This is a genomic window from Paracidovorax avenae ATCC 19860 (genome assembly GCF_000176855.2).
In the GTDB taxonomy this organism is placed as follows: Bacteria; Pseudomonadota; Gammaproteobacteria; order Burkholderiales; family Burkholderiaceae_C; genus Paracidovorax; species Paracidovorax avenae.
This window is the reverse complement of the sequence record NC_015138.1, coordinates 47,888-65,101: the sequence shown is the minus strand read 5'-3', so window position 1 is coordinate 65,101 and position 17,214 is coordinate 47,888. Positions and strand designations below refer to the sequence as shown.

The 17,214-nt window shown below is 68.6% G+C and carries 15 protein-coding genes; 10 read left to right on the top strand and 5 right to left on the bottom strand.

Annotated features, from left to right (window positions below):
• Positions 1-70 precede the first annotated feature (70 nt).
• The 5 genes from ACAV_RS00250 (at position 71) to ACAV_RS23915 (ending at position 7,284) form a co-directional block, all read left to right on the top strand.
• Complete coding sequence (locus ACAV_RS00250; protein WP_013592565.1) at positions 71-1,456, top strand: TolC family protein; 1,386 nt, start codon at positions 71-73, stop codon at positions 1,454-1,456.
• A 72-nt stretch (positions 1,457-1,528) separates the two neighbouring features.
• On the top strand, positions 1,529-2,740 hold the full coding sequence (locus tag ACAV_RS00245) for an efflux RND transporter periplasmic adaptor subunit (protein ID WP_013592564.1): 1,212 nt from the start codon (positions 1,529-1,531) through the stop codon (positions 2,738-2,740).
• Positions 2,737-5,820, top strand: a complete 3,084-nt coding sequence (locus ACAV_RS00240) for an efflux RND transporter permease subunit (protein ID WP_013592563.1) — start codon at positions 2,737-2,739, stop codon at positions 5,818-5,820. Before ACAV_RS00245 ends, ACAV_RS00240 begins: the two co-directional genes overlap by 4 nt.
• Positions 5,821-6,113: 293 nt before the next feature.
• The gene (locus ACAV_RS23920; protein ID WP_013592562.1) at positions 6,114-6,602 is read left to right on the top strand and encodes a type VI secretion system amidase effector protein Tae4; all 489 of its coding nucleotides are present in this window, start codon (positions 6,114-6,116) and stop codon (positions 6,600-6,602) included.
• Between the two features lie 286 nt (positions 6,603-6,888).
• On the top strand, positions 6,889-7,284 hold the full coding sequence (locus tag ACAV_RS23915) for a lysozyme inhibitor LprI family protein (protein WP_081463096.1): 396 nt from the start codon (positions 6,889-6,891) through the stop codon (positions 7,282-7,284).
• Between the two features lie 97 nt (positions 7,285-7,381).
• Here the strand turns inward: ACAV_RS23915 and ACAV_RS00235 are convergent, their stop codons facing one another.
• Complete coding sequence (locus tag ACAV_RS00235; protein WP_013592560.1) at positions 7,382-9,046, bottom strand: methyl-accepting chemotaxis protein; 1,665 nt, start codon at positions 9,044-9,046, stop codon at positions 7,382-7,384.
• A 104-nt stretch (positions 9,047-9,150) separates the two neighbouring features.
• Positions 9,151-11,451, bottom strand: a complete 2,301-nt coding sequence (locus ACAV_RS00230; RefSeq protein ID WP_013592559.1) for a heavy metal translocating P-type ATPase — start codon at positions 11,449-11,451, stop codon at positions 9,151-9,153.
• A 131-nt stretch (positions 11,452-11,582) separates the two neighbouring features.
• Between ACAV_RS00230 and ACAV_RS00225 the strand changes: the two genes are divergently transcribed.
• The 5 genes from ACAV_RS00225 (at position 11,583) to ACAV_RS00205 (ending at position 14,505) form a co-directional block, all read left to right on the top strand.
• Entirely contained in the window at positions 11,583-11,780 is a 198-nt protein-coding gene (locus tag ACAV_RS00225; protein WP_013592558.1) for a heavy-metal-associated domain-containing protein, read from the top strand.
• A complete protein-coding gene (locus ACAV_RS00220) occupies positions 11,777-12,289 on the top strand; it encodes a Cu(I)-responsive transcriptional regulator (protein ID WP_013592557.1) in 513 nt (170 codons plus the stop codon). Before ACAV_RS00225 ends, ACAV_RS00220 begins: the two co-directional genes overlap by 4 nt.
• 272 nt (positions 12,290-12,561) lie before the next feature.
• Positions 12,562-13,752 carry an acetyl-CoA C-acyltransferase family protein gene (locus ACAV_RS00215; RefSeq protein ID WP_013592556.1) on the top strand — a complete coding sequence of 397 codons (1,191 nt, stop codon included), beginning with the start codon at positions 12,562-12,564 and terminating at the stop codon, positions 13,750-13,752.
• Positions 13,688-13,978, top strand: coding sequence for a BPSL0067 family protein (locus ACAV_RS00210; protein WP_244875509.1), 291 nt, complete (start codon positions 13,688-13,690; stop codon positions 13,976-13,978). The genes ACAV_RS00215 and ACAV_RS00210 overlap by 65 nt, the downstream gene beginning before the upstream one ends.
• A complete protein-coding gene (locus ACAV_RS00205; protein ID WP_013592555.1) occupies positions 13,975-14,505 on the top strand; it encodes an STY0301 family protein in 531 nt (176 codons plus the stop codon). Before ACAV_RS00210 ends, ACAV_RS00205 begins: the two co-directional genes overlap by 4 nt.
• A gap of 3 nt (positions 14,506-14,508) precedes the next feature.
• On the opposite strand, the gene ACAV_RS00200 is transcribed toward ACAV_RS00205, so the two are convergent.
• From ACAV_RS00200 to ACAV_RS00190, 3 genes are all read right to left on the bottom strand, one after another.
• Positions 14,509-14,757: a DUF3297 family protein gene (locus ACAV_RS00200; protein WP_013592554.1), complete on the bottom strand. Its 249-nt coding sequence runs from the start codon at positions 14,755-14,757 to the stop codon at positions 14,509-14,511.
• A 102-nt stretch (positions 14,758-14,859) separates the two neighbouring features.
• On the bottom strand, positions 14,860-16,113 hold the full coding sequence (locus tag ACAV_RS00195) for a nucleoside recognition domain-containing protein (protein WP_013592553.1): 1,254 nt from the start codon (positions 16,111-16,113) through the stop codon (positions 14,860-14,862).
• Positions 16,114-16,162: 49 nt separating this feature from the next.
• Positions 16,163-17,158, bottom strand: coding sequence for a recombination-associated protein RdgC (locus ACAV_RS00190; RefSeq protein ID WP_041828458.1), 996 nt, complete (start codon positions 17,156-17,158; stop codon positions 16,163-16,165).
• Positions 17,159-17,214 lie beyond the last annotated feature (56 nt).

Genomic DNA, 17,214 nt, shown 5'->3' with positions numbered 1-17,214 from the left:
GTGTCGTGCCCCGGGCCCGGCGGCACGCCAGGTCAGGCCGTGGTCAGGCTCGCGCGCCGATAAACAGGGCATGCGTTCCACTCCCCCCTCCCTTTCCCTGCGCAGCGGCACCGCGCTGCGGATAGCGGCCGGCCTCCTGGCCTGCGGCGGCGCCTGGCTGGCCGGGCCGCACCCCGCCCACGCCCAGGCCACGGCGGCCATGCCCGCACCCTCGCAGCCCGTCCCCGCGCCTGCCATGGCGGCCGCCCCACGCGGCACCGGCTGGACGCTGTCCCAGGCCCTGGCCGCCGCCCGCGACAACAGCGACGTCAACCAGGCCCGGCAGGAACTGGCAGGCGCGCGCGCCGATGTGCTCAGCGCCGACCATGCGCCCCTGCCCTCCCTGACCACCAAGGCCAGCTCCATCGACCTGCAGCACGGACCCGGGCCGGGCAACGTGTTCACGCGCAAGCGCATCGACAAGTCCGTCGGCATCGACTGGACCTGGGAGCGCGGCGACAAGCGTGCGTTGCGCAAAAAGGCGGCCGAGAGCACGGCCAACGCCGCGGAAGCCGACGTGGAAGACACGCAGGTCCAGCAGCTGCAGGCGGCCCTCTCGGCCTACTACGACCTGCTGGCCGCGCAGGACCGCCTGGCCGAGGTCGCCGCCATCGAGCGCAGCCTGGCCGACGTGGCCGGCATGGCGGACCGCCGCGTGAAGGCGGGCGATCTCTCGGTGCAGGACGCCTCGCGCACCCGCATCGAGGCCGATCGCGCCCGGGCCGACACCCGTGCGGCCGAGCAGGCCCGCGACGACGCCGCCCTGGCGCTGGCCCAGGTCACGGGCAGCACCGGCAGCCGCCTGCAGGCCGTGAACACGCCCTGGCCCGCCCTGGCCGGCGATCCGCCCGCCACCGACACCGACCTGGCCGCCTGGGCCGAAACCCGCGCCGACGTGCGCGCCGCACTGGCCCGTGCACAGGCGGCCCAGGCCGCACTGGACGGTGCCAACGCGCTGCGCAAGTCCGACTGGACGGTGGGCGCCTCCATCGACCATTTCCCCGGCACCTCCACCCGGCAGGTCGAACTGCGCGTGCAGATCCCGCTGCAGTGGGGCTACCAGTACCAGGGCGAGATCGGCCGCGCCCAGGCCGACTACGCCAAGGCGCAGGACGCGCTGGACAACACGCGCCGGCTCGCCCTGCTGGACCTGCAGCGCCTGCGCCAGACGCAGGAGAGCGCCGCCCGCCGCGCCGCCGACTACGACCAGGGCGTGCTGCCCCGCGCACGCCAGGTGGCCGACAGCGCCGAACTGGCCTATCGCAAGGGCGCCATCGCCCTCACCGACCTGCTGGATGCCCAGCGCACCCTGCGCGCCACGCTGCTGGACGCGCTGGCCGCCCGCGCCGACTACGCCAAGGCACGCGGCGCATGGCTGCTGCGCACCCGCCCGCAGTTGCTCACCGGCACGCCCTGACCCCGGCCTGAACGCCACGCCACCGCCCGGCCTTCCCGCTTTCCACCGCATTCCTTTCCGGACCTCCCGACCATGATGGCTCCCCTCTTCTCCCTTCCCGCGCGGCGCCCTTCCGCGCGCGGCCTGCTGGCCCTGGCCGCGCTCGGCGCCGCCTGCGCGCTGCTGCCCGGCTGCGGCAAGTCCGGCGCGGAAACCGCCGCCACCCCGCCCGAACCCTCCCCGCCCGTCATGCAGGCCGGCCAGCTGCGCTTTCCGTCCGGCCATCCGCAACTCGCCCTGCTGGGCACCGTGGAGGCCCGTGCCGCCAAGGACGTGGCCGTGGACCTGCCCGCCCGCCTGGTCTGGAACGAAGAGCGCACCCAGCGCATCTATCCCGCCTTCGCCGGCCGCGTGACCGCCATCCAGGCCGACCTGGGCCAGACGGTCAAGGCCGGCGCGCCGCTCGCGCTGCTGGCTTCGCCCGACTTCGGCCAGGCCCAGGCCGACACCGCCAAGGCCCAGGCAGGGCAGTCGCTGGCGCAGCAATCGCTCAAGCGCCAGCGCGAGCTGTTCGAGGCCGGCATCATCGCCCGCAAGGACCTGGAGCAGGCCGAGGCCGACGCCGCCGGCGCCCAGGCCGAGGTGGCCCGCGCGGCGGCCCGCACGCGCCTCTACGGCAGCGCCAGCGGCGTGAACCAGCAACTGGCCCTCTCCACCGGCATCGGCGGCGTGGTGGTCGAACGCAACCTCAACCCCGGCCAGGAAGTGCGGCCCGACCAGTCCGGTCCGGCCCTCTTCGTGGTGACCGACCCGACCTCCCTCTGGGTGCAGATCGACGCGCGCGAAACCGACCTCTCCTCGCTGCGCCCCGGCGACCCGATCACGCTGCAGGTGCCGGCCTACCCCGGCGCCACCTTCACCGGCAAGGTCACGGCCACCGCCGATGCGATCGACCCCGGCACGCGCACGATCAAGGTGCGGGGCGTGGTGCCCAACGCAGACCGCCGCCTGAAGGCCGAGATGCTGGCCACCGCCCGCGTGCAGGAAAGCCGCGCCGGCGGCGTGGTGGTGCCTGCCAGCGCCATCGTGCTGGACGGCACGCAGCACATGGTCTTCGTGCGCCGCGAGTCCGGCGTGTTCGAGCCGCGCAAGGTCGAACTCGCCCATGAAGGCCCGGCCGAGGTGCTCGTCTCCACCGGCCTGCAGCCCGGCGAAGCCGTGGTGAACCAGAACGCACTGCTGCTGGCGCGCCAGTTCCAGTCCATGGCCGAAGACGCCGCCACCGCGAAGAAAGAGACCCCATGAAGCGTCTCATCCACTACGCGCTGCACCAGCCCCTGTTCATCGTCCTGGGCGTGCTGCTGTTCGCGCTCGCGGGCGTGATCGCCTTCAAGAACCTGTCGGTGGAAGCCTTCCCGGATGTCACCGACACCCAGGTCACCGTGATCGCGCTCTTCCCCGGCCGCGCGCCCGAAGAGGTCGAGAAGCAGGTCACGCTGCCCATCGAGACCGCCCTGGCCGGCCTGCCCAACTCCATCCGCGTGTTCTCCCACACGCAGTTCGGGCTCTCGTTCACCGTGGTCACGTACGACGACGCGGCCAACGTGAACATCGTGCGCCAGCAGGTGGCAGAGCGGCTTTCGACCGTCGATCTGCCGCAGGGCGTGCAGGCCGAGATCGCGCCCAACGCCACGCCGGTGGGCGAGATCATGCGCTACCGCCTCAAGGGCGACGGCCTCACCACCACCGAGATCCGCACCATCGAGGACTGGACGGTGGAGCGCGCGCTGCGCCAGGTGCCCGGCGTGGCCGACGTGGTGGCCATGGGCGGCGCCATCAAGCAGTACGAAGTGCAGCCCGACATGGACAAGCTGCGCGCGTACAAGGTGAGCTTCCAGAACCTGCTGGACGTGCTGGGCCGCGGCAACGCCAATGCCGGCGGCAGCTACGTGGCCCAGGGCGCGCAGCAGTACACCATCCGCGGACTGGGCCTGCTGCGCTCGGCCGAGGACATCGGCCGCATCGTCGTCGCCTCGCGCGGCGGCACGCCCGTGCTGATCCGCGACATCGCCCAGGTGCGCATCGGCGCCGTGCCGCAGCTCGGCGTGGTGGGCCAGGACCAGGACGACGACATCGTCACCGGCATCGTGGTGATGCGCAAAGGCGAGAACCCGAGCGTGGTGCTCAAGGGCGTGAAGGACAAGATCGCCCAGCTGAACCAGCGCGGCCTGCCGCCGGGCGTGCAGATCGTGCCGTTCTACGACCGCACCTGGCTGATGGACAAGACCCTCACCACCGTCTTCCACAACCTGGTGGAAGGCGCGCTGCTGGTCTCGCTGGTGCTCTACATCTTCCTGTCGAACCTGCGCGCCAGCCTGGCCGTGGTGGTCATCATCCCGCTCGCCCTGCTCTCCACCTTCATGGGCCTGAAGATCATGGGCGTGCCGGCCAACCTGCTGAGCCTGGGCGCGATGGACTTCGGCATCATCGTGGACGGCGCGGTGATCGTGATCGAGAACATCATGCACCGCCTGGCCGAGCGCGGCGAGGACATGGACGACCGCGACCGGCGCGACACCATCATCGAGGCCGCGGGCGAGGTCGGCCGGCCCACGCTGTTCTCGATGCTCATCATCATCGCGGCGCACATTCCCATCTTCGCGCTGCAGCGCCACGAGGGCCGCATCTTCCAGCCCATGGCGCTGTCGGTCACCACCGCCCTCATCGGCTCGCTGATCTTCTCGCTCACGCTGGTGCCCCTGCTGGCCTACTGGCTGCTGCGCCGCAAGCTGCCGCACGGCGACAACCGCGTGGTCACCCGCGCCAAGAGCCTGTACGCACCGGTGCTCGACTGGGCCCTGGAGCGCCGCCGCACGGTGGTCATCATCGCCCTGGCCGTGTTCGGCGTGGCCATGGTGGCGGCCTCGCGCCTGGGCTCGGAATTCCTGCCCGAGCTCGACGAAGGCACCACCTGGGTGAATTTCAGCCTCTCGCCCAACGTCTCCACCGCCGAGGCCTCGCGCATCCTGCGCATGGCGCGCAAGGCGCTGCTCTCGGTACCCGAGGTGCGCACCACCGTCTCCAAGGCCGGCCAGCCCGAGGACGGCACCGACCCCAAGACCATCTCCATGGCCGAGATCTTCGTGGACATGAAACCCGAGGACCAATGGCGCCCCGGCATGACCCGCGCGAAGATCACCGAGGAAATGGGCCGCGCCCTCTCGGCCATCCCCGGCATCGACCCGGCCTTTTCGCAGCCCATCCGCGACAACGTGCTCGAATCGATCTCGCAGATCAAGGGCCAGATCGTGATCAAGCTGGCCGGCGACGACCTGGTGGAGATGAAGCGCATCACGGAAGAGATCGCCCGCGAGGTCAAGCAGGTGCAGGGCGTGGCCCGCGCCGAGATCGACCGCGAAGGCCAGGTGCCGCAGCTGCTGATCGACATCGACCGCGACCGCGCCGCGCGCTACGGCCTGAACGTGAGCGACATCCAGGACGTGATCGAGGCGGCTCTCGCCGGCAAGGCCGCCACCAACCTGTGGGAAGGCGAGCGCAAGTTCGCCGTGGCCGTGCGCCTGCCGTCGGACGAGCGCACCATCGCCAACCTGCCGCGCACGCCCATCGCCACGCCGGACGGCGGCTACGTGCAGCTGGGAGACGTCGCGAAGATCCGCGAAAGCTCGGGCGCCATGAACATCGCCCGCGAGGCCGGCCGCCGCACCACGGCCATCGGCATCTTCATCGCCGGGCGCGACATGGGCTCCGTCGTGGCCGACATGAAGGCCCGCGTCGAGAAAAACGTGAAGGTCCCGGACAACTACCAGGTCAACTGGTCGGGCGAATTCGAGAACCAGGAACGCGCCATGAAGCGCCTCTCGGTGGTGGTGCCCATCTCGCTGCTGCTGATCTTCGTGCTGCTGTTCGACGCCTTCAAGTCGGTCAAGATGGCCTCGCTGATCCTGCTGAACGTGCCCCTGGCGCTCATCGGCGGCTTCGTGGCGCTCTGGGCCTTCGGCATCCCGCTCTCGGTGTCGGCCGCCATCGGCTTCATCGCGCTCTCGGGGCAGGCCGTGCTCAACGGCGTGGTGATGCTCTCGGTGTTCCAGCAACTGCAGGCCGGCGGCGCCAGCGTGGTCGAGGCCGTGCGCCAGGGCTCCATGCAGCGCCTGCGCACCGTGCTCATGACCGCCCTGCTCGCCATGCTGGGCCTGCTGCCCATGGCCCTCTCGCACGAGATCGGCTCGGAAACGCAGCGCCCCCTGGCCATCGTGGTGATCGGCGGACTCGTGACGGCCACGCTGCTCACGCTGGTGGTGCTGCCGGCGCTGTATGTGGCGTGGTTCGGGCCGAAGAAGGGGCAGGAGCCCGGCGTGCCGGCATAAGACCAGTCACTGGCATGGAAGGCCTGTCGCGCGGATTGTGGCGTCCGCGGGGCAGGCCTTTTTTCTTGCCGCTGAAAAGTGGTTGCCAAGGGGGCCAAGTTCCCCAGATCTGGCTGAGAGTTCGACTTGATCTGCCTCGCAGCTTATGCGATGCATGAATGGGAGTTACGTGATTTCACGCTGCGTTCACGTTACCGTCGGCCTTCCTTGGATGCCCCCGTGCACGTGAACCAGAAGTTCACAGCATGGCATTGGAAGGTCCTGCAATCTCTATGAATCGGAGGGCTCGGAGAATGGTGACATTTGCACAACTATGGAAAAATCATCCGAATGTTATGGGGGATGCACCCTTGCTTGACAAAGCCGTTTATGAAAATCAATGTGCCATTAATATGTCGGCAGCGCTCATAAGGGCCGGTGTGGACATGAGAACCTATCGTGGTACTTGGTCATGGCAAAAAGACCGTCCCAAATATGCCATCAGAGCGGAAGAGCTTGCCAATTGGCTTGCAGCTGGGGCGTCTCGCTTGCCAGCGAAGCTGACGAAATACAATGGCGAAGAGGCCTCAGATGCCTTTGAAAAAGTTGATCATAAAAAGGGAATCATCTTTTTTAAAGACTATTACGGTCCAGGAATGACGGGTGATCATATCGATCTATACAATGGAAACAGAATGACAGAAGTTTCTTCCTGGTTCCGTATTCATGCAAAAATATCCTGGAGTGGTGTCTGGAGCAACTTCAGGGAGGCGAAATCGATCTGGTTCTGGGAACTGCCATGAAACGATTTTTATATTCATTATTTGGTGCACTTATCGGAAGTCTCATTTCTTATTTTTTGGCAGACATATTTACCCGTTGGTATGGTCCACGTTATATCAAATCCGATTCCGATATCAATGAGATATATGTTATTTGCCTAGCATTCATGGCGCTCTGCTTCGTCATCGGTGCAATAGTTGGATTTCGCCGGGGGCGAAAATCATCCTGACTACACGATCAATCAACGATATCGTCGTCGTGGAAAATTTTCAAAAGCTTGTTGCCGCTCTCGGATTCTTGTTTTCTATGAACGCGATTGCAGTTTCGTCGGGTTCCCAAGATCGGGATATCAAATCACGCGAGGAATGCAGCGCCCATTCCCAAGCCGGAATGCGTGATTGCCTTGCAAAAAAGGCATCAAACAGCAAGGATGATTTACGCCAAGCAAGGAATAACGCAATCAGCATCCTGTCGAAGTGGGATGAGGATGCCCAATATGCTGGCCGAGCCAAGGCCGAACTGGATGCATCCGATAAGGATTTCGAGAAATACCGTGATGCACACTGCAAATTCCGGGCATCCCTGAGCGGAGGAGGCGCCGGTAATTCTCACGAAATCCAGCGCTTGGCATGCATTGCAGAACTCAACACCACCCGGGCGCGCCAACTGCGCGACGCCGTGGCAGACCTGCCTCTGAAATAGTCGAGTTCAGCACGCCCTGAGAAACGCCTGGGGGAAACCGCTCCGTTCGACAGGCCGAGGCGAGGAGCAAAATCGCTCCCGCCCCGCCTCCCATCCATCAAGCCGACAGCAAAGCCGTCCGGCCACCCGCCGGCAGCACCGCCGCATCGCCATAGGCGCCGGAACCGGGGGTGGCCGCCGCATGGCCCGCCACCGCCGCATCGTCCAGGTGGAACTGCTGCACCACCTGCGACAGGCGCGCAGCCTGCTCGCGCAGCGATTCCGCGGCGGCGGCGGACTGCTCCACCAGTGCGGCGTTCTGCTGGGTCATGCGGTCGATCTCGCCCACGGAACCGTTGACCTGCCCGATGCCGGAAGACTGCTCGGCGGCGGCGGAGTTGATCTCGCCGATGATGTCCGAGACGCGCTGCACGCTCTCCACGATCTCCTTCATGGCGGAGCCCGCATCCTCCACGTGGCGCACGCCGCCGTTCACGGCGGTCACGCTCGAGCTGATGAGTCCCTTGATCTCGCTGGCCGCCTGGGCGCTGCGCTGCGCGAGGCTGCGCACCTCGCCGGCCACCACGGCGAAGCCCCGGCCCTGCTCGCCGGCCCGGGCGGCCTCCACGGCCGCATTCAGCGCCAGGATGTTGGTCTGGAAGGCGATGGAGTCGATCAGCCCGATGATGTCGCCGATCTTGCGGCTGGAGGCCGAGATCTCGTGCATGCTGGCCACCGCCTGCTCCACCACGGCGCCGCCCCGCGTGGCGATGCCCGATGCGGAGGCGACGAGTTGGTTGGCCACCTGCGAGGACGATGCCGTCTGCTGCACCGTGGATGTGAGCTGCGACAGCGAGGCCACCGCCTCCTGCGCGTTGCTGGCAGTCTGCTCCGTGCGCGAGGACAGGTCCTGGTTGCCCGAGGCGATCTCCTGGCTGGCCGTGGCGATGCTGCCGCTCGCATCGCGCACCTGCGACACCAGTGCGCCCAGCCCCTGCTGCATGCCCTGTAGCGAGCGCTGCAGGTCAGCCACCTCGTCGCGGCCCTCCACGTGCATGCGCTGCGACAGGTCGCCGCCGGCGATGGCCTGGGCCATGCGGCGCGCCTCCACCAGCGGGCGGCAGATGGAATTCATGTTCAGCAGCGTGAGCGGCACCACCACCACCACGGTGATCACCACCGCCAGCGCGAACAGCCACTTGGTCTGCTCGGACACGGACTGCTGGCGCGCGGTTACCTCCGCCACTTCCTTGCGCAGTTCGCTGTCCAGCTGGGTGAGCAGCTTGTCGGCCTCGGCAAATTCCGCCACGGCCTTGGTGCTCATGCGGTTGGCGATGGTGGCGCTGTCATAGCCGCCAGCCTCGAGCTGGCGCGCGACGCTCGCGAACTGGGTGCGGTAGGCATCGAGCCGCTTCACGATGTCGGTGGCCAGCTGGTTGTCCTTGTCCTGCCCGCCGTCCTGGAAGCGCGCGGCGGCCTTCTTGGCACGGTCCAGGCTTTCCAGCCAGGCCGCGTGCGACTTCTGCACGCCCTCGGGCTTCTCGTACTGGATGATCATGTCCTTCTCGTGCTGGCGGATGTTGCCCATCTCGCCGCGCAGCTCGGCCATGGCGCTGACTTCCGAGAAGGAATGGCCGATGAATTCCTCGCTCATCGCGTGGATGCGGAACATGCCCAGCATGCCCGCACCGCCGAGCAGGCCCAGCAGACACAGTACGACACCGATGGCCCCGAGCATGCGGACACGGATGGTGAACCCGCGCATGAGCGAATCGAATTTCATGATTGCCTTCCTCTAATCCCCCCAGCACGTCGATGCGGGCCGGCTATGAATGAAACAAAACGTAGCAAAGCGATCACCGAGCGTAACCGAAGCAATTGCAATTCTCAAAGACGCCAGCGCTTCAACAGCAAGGCATTTGCCAGCACGCTCACCGAACTGAGCGCCATGGCCGCACCTGCCACCACCGGGCTGAGGTAGCCCAGCGCGGCCAGAGGAATGCCCGCAGCGTTGTACACGAACGCCCAGAAGAGGTTCTGCCTTATCTTGACCACCGTGCGCCGGGATATGTCGATGGCGGCCGCCACCAGCGCCGGATCCCCACGCATGAGCGTGATGCCGGCCGCATGCATGGCCACGTCGGTGCCGTTGCCCATGGCGATGCCCACGTCGGCCGCGGCCAGCGCGGGCGCGTCGTTGACCCCGTCTCCCACCATGGCCACGACATGCCGGCCCGGCCCCTCCGGGGCCTGCCCACCGCCGCGTTGGAGTTGCGCAACGCGCTCGGCCTTGCCGCCCGGCAGCACTTCGGCCACGACCTCGCCCGCTTCGGGCCGCAGGCCCAGTTGCCGTGCCATCGCCTCGGCGGCCCCGCGGTTGTCGCCCGACAGCATGACCACCCGCAGCCCCCGCGACCGCAAAGCTTCGATCGCCGCGGCCGCACCGGACTTGGGCTCATCCCCGAACGCCAGCACGGCACGCACCGCATGCCCGCCGTCCGGCAACTGTTCGGCCAGCGCGGACACCGTGGCACCGCCGTCCTGCAGCGCACGCGCGCGCTCGGCCAGCGGTTGGGGCACCACGGCACCCAGCGCGGCCATCCAGCGCAGGCTGCCCATGCGCCACAGTGCGCCCCCGGTCCGGCCCTCCACTCCCTGGCCCGGAACCGCACCCGCATCTGCCGCCGCCTCGGGCAGCGCCAGCCCCCGCTCGCGCGCGGCCTGCAGCGTGGCATGCGCCAGCGGATGCCCGCTGCCCGCCTGCAGCGCAGCCGCGGTCGCCAGCAGCCCCTGCGCGTCCTGCCCGGGCGCCGCATCGAACGTCTGCAGGCGGGGGCGGCCCAGTGTCAGGGTGCCCGTTTTATCGAAAGCGACGGTGTCCACGCCGTGCGCCGCCTCGAGTGCCTCCGCATCCTTGATGAGGATGCCGTGCCGCGCGGCCACGCCCGTGCCCGCCATGATCGCGGCCGGCGTGGCCAGGCCCAGCGCGCAAGGGCAGGCAATCACCAGCACGGCCACGGCGTGGATCAGCGCGGTCTCCAGGCCCGCGCCCCAGGCCAGCCAGCCCAGCAGCGTGCACAGCGCCAGCACCAGCACGGCCGGCACGAACACGGCGGAGACGCGGTCCACCAGCCGCTGGATCGGTGCCTTGGCGGCCTGCGCCTCCTCCACCAGGCGGATGATGCGCGCCAGCACCGTCTCCGCACCCACGGCCGTCACCCGCACCACCACGCGGCCATCGCCGTTCACCGATCCGCCCGTCACCGGGTCGTCCGGGCCCCGCGCCACCGGCAGCGGCTCGCCGGTCAGCATGGATTCGTCCACCTGCGTGTGCCCCTCGATCACCGTGCCGTCCACCGGCAGGCGTTCGCCGGGGCGCACGGCGATGCGGTCCCCTGCCATCAGCTCGGCCACGGGCACGTCCACCTCACCGTCCGGTCCGATCCAGTGCGCGGCGTCCGGCCGCAGCGCATGCAGTGCGCGGATCGCCGCCGTGGTCTGCCGCTTGGCGCGGGCCTCCAGCCACTTGCCCAGCAGCACCAGGGTGATCACCACGGCCGAGGCCTCGAAGTACAGGTGCGGCGCATGCCCCGCCCCGTGCCCGGACGCGAGCCAGAGCCACAGCGACAGGCCGTAGGCCGCGCTGGTACCGATGGCCACGAGCAGGTCCATGTTGCCGGCGCGCGCACGCAGCGCATGCCAGCCCGCGCGGTAGAAACGCGAGCCCAGCACGAACTGCACGGGCGTGGCGAGCAGCCACTGCAGCCAGGCCGGCGGCATCCAGTCCCGCCCCGCCAGGCCGCCGAGCATGGGCAGCACCAGAGGGAGCGACAGCGCGATGCCTGCCGCCACCGGCCCGAAGCCGGCCCAGGGCGAGGCCGCATCCGGCGGCTCAGGCGCATCCGCCGCGCGCGGCTCGTAGCCCGCATGGCGCACGGCGCGGCGCAGCAGGCCATCCATGGCGTCGGCCTCGCCACCATCCCGCGCACCGTAGACGATGTGCGCACGCTCGGTCGCGAGGTTGACCTCGGCACTGCGCACGCCGGGCACCTTGCGCAGCGCACGCTCCACGCGGCCAGAGCAACTCGCGCAGGTCATGCCGCCGATGCCCAGGTCCAGGGACCGCTCCGCCAGTGCGGCAGCCGGGCCATCGGGAGAGAAGGAAGCAGAGGAAGATGAATCAGCCATGCCGGCACGTTAACCCCTGACATCATGGCAAGGTCAAGACCCCGCGGGGCGCAGCCGATGCTTGACTCTGCCACCATGTCAGGGTTCATCATTCCGGCATCCATCCACTGCCATCCGAAAAGGAGTTCGCCATGCAACACAGCTTCCAGGTCCAGGGCATGACCTGCGGCCACTGCGAGCGCGCCGTCGTGCACGCCGTCCGCCAGGTCGACACCGACGCCACCGTGCAGGTCGACCTGCCCACCGGCCGTGTCGTGGTGGACAGCGACCGCCCCCGCGAGGCGCTGGCCGCCGCCATCACCGAAGAGGGCTACACGGTCGCGGCATGAGCGCGCAGGCGACGATGCATCGCCGGCCCCGGCCTGCCGGCACGCGGTCCGGTGCCGCCAACGCAGCGACCCCGGAGGCGGGAACAGCGACTCCAGTGGCCGCAACGCCCGTGCCCATCGGCACCGCCGCCGCGCGGGCGGGCGTCTCGCAGCGCATGGTCCGCCACTACGAGGCCCTCGGCCTGCTGCGCGGCGTGGCCCGCACGGACGGTGGCTACCGCCAGTACGGCGAACGAGATATCCATACCCTGCGCTTCATCCGCCGCGCGCGCGACCTGGGCTTCTCGATGGAAGAGATCGCCGCCCTGCTCGGCCTCTGGCAGGACCAGCGCCGCGCCAGCCGCGAGGTCAAGCGCATCGCCCAGGCCCACATCGACGACCTGGGCCGCCGCATCGAGTCCATGCAGGCCATGCAGCGCTCGCTGCAGCAGCTGGTGGGCTGCTGCCAGGGGGATGGGCGGCCGGATTGCCCGATCCTGGATGACTTGGCGGGGGCTTCTGAAGGCTGAAACGCAGAGCAGGCAAACTTTGACCCAGAGAGGTATGGAACATCCGTACCTCCAAAATTCATCCTTTCAGGTCAACGACTTATAAAACCCGCAGGGTTTAAGAGTTTCGCTCGTCCCAAGGTTCTTGCGTCCCATGCGATGACGCCTTGGCGCCAGTCCGTGCGAGACCGCAGGCCTACGATGGCGGCATGGATCGCTGCCCGGAACCTGATGGCAACAGGCCTCCGGGCATTCGATCTTTCCGCTTTTCTTTCTTCGAAGGATCACCAGCCATGCCCTCCCGCGACATCCTCATCGCCTCCATCGCCCGCACCGCCATCGGCACCTTCGGCGGCTCGCTCAAGGACATCCCCAACACCCAGCTCGCCACCACTGCCGTGCACGCGGCCATCGAGCGCAGCGGGATCGCGGCCGATGCGGTCGGCCACGTGGTGATGGGCAACGTGATCCCCACCGACACGAAGGACGCCTACCTCTCGCGCGTGGCCGCCATCGATGCGGGCTGCCCGGTGGAGACGCCCGCCTTCAACGTCAACCGCCTGTGCGGCTCGGGCCTGCAGGCCATCGTGTCGGCGGCGCAGGCGATCGCGCTGGGCGACTGCGACGTGGCCATCGGCGGCGGCAGCGAATCGATGAGCCGGGGCCCCTACTTCGACACCGCCGCCCGCTGGGGCGCACGCATGGGCGATGCGAAGAGCATCGACTACATGCTGGGCATCCTGCACGACCCGTGGCAGAAGATGCACATGGGCATCACCGCTGAAAACGTGGCCGAGCGCTACCGCATCGGCCGCGAGGCGCAGGACCGGCTGGCGGCAGAAAGCCAGCGCCGCGCGGCCGCCGCCATCGAGGCGGGCTACTTCAAGGAGCAGATCGTTCCGGTGGAAATCCCCGGCCGCAAGGGCACGACCACGCTGTTCGACACCGACGAGCACGTGCGTGGAGGCACCACGGTCGAGGTGCTGGCCGGCATGAAGCCCGCGTTCAAGAAGGACGGGGGCACGGTCACCGCGGGCAACGCCTCGGGCATCAACGACGGCGCGGCCGCCGTGGTGCTGGTGGCGGGCGACCGCGCGGCCGCGCTGGGTGCCAGGCCGCTGGCGCGCCTGGTCGGCTACGCGCATGCCGGCGTGGACCCGGCCTACATGGGCATCGGCCCGGTGCCCGCCACGCGCGCGGTGCTGCAGCGTACGGGCCTGTCGGTGCAGGACATGGACGTGATCGAGGCCAACGAAGCCTTCGCCGCCCAAGCCTGTGCGGTGATCCAGGAGCTGGGCCTGGACCCAGCCAAGGTGAACCCGAACGGCTCGGGCATCTCGCTCGGCCATCCCGTGGGTGCCACGGGCGCCATCATTACTACCAAGGCCATCGCCGAGCTGCACCGCACGGGCGGCCGCTATGCGCTGGTCACGATGTGCATCGGCGGCGGCCAGGGCATCGCGGCCATTTTCGAGCGCATTTGAAACGATTGGAAACAGCGCCGGCAAGTACGGCAGCCTGCCCACGGGCAACCATGCAGCGTTCTTCATCTCGCAGGATCCCGGCGGCATCTGGATCATGGACCAATGGCTGAGCGACACGCAAAAGCCCAAGGTGTCCATGCGCTACGTGCGGCCCAAGCCCCACCGCAAGAACGGCGATTTCGCCGACCCGAGCAACAACGCCGCCGCGTATTCCGTCATCGAATGATGAAGGCACGCAGGAAGAACGACACCGGGATCTCTATGACGCACCCAGCATCCGCATCTGCCTTTCACACTCCGGCCGGCCGGTCGGTAGCCCTGGCCCTTTTGCTCATGGCAGCCACCGGCACCGCGCCGGCGTCGGCGTCCACGCTGGAATGCCCCGCCACGGTCCGGCTCGACGCCCCGAAGGCCAGCGCCTCGGGCGTGCCTGCAGGCACCGAGATCGTGCTGGACGCAAGCCCGCTGCGCCTGACCGGCTACAACTTTTTCGACGGCCCGCCCGCCCAGGGTGCGGCACTGGTGCCCACGTCGGACAAGCCGGCCAAGGGCGCGAAGGGTGGCAAGGGCGAATCCACCGCCACGTGGGTGTTCGAGGGCGACTACCCGCAAGGCAAGTTCGCCTCGTGCGACTACGCAGGCGGCACGGTGCGCCTGGTGCAGCGCATGGACGATGCGGCGAAGCGCTGCGTGGCCATGTCCCGCACCGCCGGGAATCCATCGGTGCTGCAGGTGCGGTTCCGGTGCGAGTGACTTTTATTTGTAGAACGCTTCCACCGTCCCCTTGAGCGTGAGGAGCAGCGGCCGGCCCTTGCGGTCCACCGTCTTGCCGGCCGGCACCTTGATCCAGCCTTCGCTCACGCAATACTCTTCCACGTCGAAGCGCTCCTTGCCGTTGAAGCGGATGCCGATGTCGTGCTCGAACACGGCGGGCACGTGGAACTTGCTGCGCGGGTCGATGGAGAGGTGGTCGGGGAGTTCGGGGCGTTGCACTGCGTCGGTCACGGGATGAGGCTCTCTGGCTGAAGCGAAAAGGAAAGAAGCCCGGATTCTCCTGCAATTGGCCGGCCCATCCGCCCGGCTACCCCGTCGCCCCGCCTGTGTCCGTCAGCGCAGCATCGCGTACCCCACCGCGATCGCGGCGGCCAGCCCCACGGCGTCGGCGAACAACGCGCAGGCCAGGGCATGGCGCGTGTGCTTCACGCCCACGCTGCCGAAGTACACCGCCAGCACGTAGAAAGTGGTCTCGGCGGAGCCCTGCATGACCGCAGCGAGGCGCCCGGCGAACGAGTCCACGCCGTGCGCCTGCATCACGTCGATCATCAGCCCGCGCGCGCCCGCGCCGGACAGCACCCGCATCAGCCCCACTGGCAGGGCCGGCAGGAAATCCGTGTTCCAGCCGAGCGCCGCCACGCCCGCGCCGACGGCCGCGAGCAGCGCGTCCATGCAACCGGCCGCGCGGAAGACGCCGATGGCCACCAGGATCGCCACCAGGTAAGGCACGATCTGCACGGCCACGCCGAAGCCTTCCTTGGCGCCGTCGATGAAGGCGTCGTACACGTTGATGCGGCGCACCGCCCCGGCCAGGATGAAGAGCATCACGATACCGAGGATCACCGCCGCGCCGAGGGTGCCCGCGATGCGGGACGCCTGCTCGGCCGGCAACCGGCCCAGCGCCCATACGGCCGCCCCCAGCAGCCCGGACACGGCCGCCAGCGGCAGCAGCAGCCGGGGTCGCCAGAGCGGCAGCCGCTGGCACAGGCCCACGGCCAGCACGCCCGCGATCAGCGCGATGAAGGTGACCAGCAGCGTAGGCAGGAAGATATCCGCCGCGTTGAAGCCCGCGCCCAGCCCCTGCTGCACCGCGACGCTCTGGCGGATCGCGATCACCGACGTGGGAATCAGCGTGAGCCCGGCCGTGTTCATGACCACGAACATGATCTGCGCATCGCTGGCCGTGTCGCGGGGGCCCGTGTGCAGCGACTGCAGCTCGCGCATGGCGGTAAGCCCGAGCGGGGTGGCGGCGTTGTCCAGGCCCAGCAGGTTGGCCGAGAAATTCATGGTCATCGCGCCCTGCGCCGGATGGCCCTGCGGCACCCCGGGAAAGAGGCGCCGCAGCAGCGGGCCGGCCGCGCGCGCGAGCAATTCCACCATGCCGGCGCGCTCGCCCACGCGCATCAGGCCCAGCCAGAGCGCCATCGCGCCGGCCAGGCCCAGCGAGATCTCGAAGCCTGAGCGCGCAGCCGTGAACATCGCGGCCAGCAGCGCCTGGAAGACATCCGCGTCGCCCAAGGCCCAGCGCGCGGCGGCGGTCACGAACGCGATGGTGAAAAAGCCGATCCAGACCCAGTTGAGCGCCATGGGGGGCGATGGTAGCCGCGGCGCGCAGGTCCCGGACCGTGCTGCCCGGTCAGAACGGTGCGTCGTCGTCCGCGTCCGCCGTGGCAGCGGCCGGTGCGGCAGCAGCATCGCCTGCCTCGGCTTGGCGCTCGCCCGGTGCCGGCGCCGGGCCGTCCAGGCCCGTGCGGCCCTCCCCGCCCAGCGCCTCGATCAGGTCGGGGATCAACTTGGCGAGTTCGCCCGTGGCGATCGCCACGTCGGTGTCGAAGCCCGAATCGTCCTGGCCGCGGCCCTCGAACACCGTGTCGAGGAACGACACCTTCTTGATCTGCAGCCCCTCGGTCAGCACGAAGGCGACGCGGTCGTCCCAGCTCATCGCGAGCTTGGTGGGCAGCTTGCCGGCGGCGATGTGCTCGCGGATCTCGTCGATGTCCAGCGGGTGGCGCGCATAGCGGACCACGGCCTTGGATTCGTCGGCGCTCTTGAGCTCACACTCGCGGTCCACGCTGAAACCCACCGGGGGCTCCTGCTCCTTGAGCCAGTGGGCCATGGCCGCCTGCGGCGAGGTCTGCGTATCGAGCAGGGAGACCGACAGGCCCGGCAGCGCTTCCACCAGCAGCGAGACGACTTCATCGGCCCGGCCCTGGCTGCCCGTGTCGAGCACCAGCAGGCGCGCCTCGGTGTCGATCCAGACCCACATCGACCCCTGCTTGGTGAAGGCCATCGGCAGCAGGTCGAGCTTGGCCTCTTCCTTGAGTTCGCGGGTTTCTTTCTTGCCCGGCTTGCGGCCGGTTTCCTTCTCGATGCGAGCGGCCTTGTCCTTGACCTTGCGCGCCAGGACCGATCCCGGGAGCATCTTGGACTCGGTCATGAAACGCAGGATCCACTGGCCGCCCACGGATTCGGCGAGCGCGCCGTGGGCCTCGCCCCGGGGCGGCACCCAGCCCACGGATTTCTCCTGGGTGGCGCCGCACTCCACGAACGGGGTACGGGCCAGGGCTTCCTCGAGCTGGGACAGTTCCGCATGCCACTCGGCGATGCGGTAGATGATCATGTTCTTGAACACGGAATTCCTTGTGTGCGATATCGCCCTGCGGCGGGCGCGCCGGCCGCGGTGCCGGC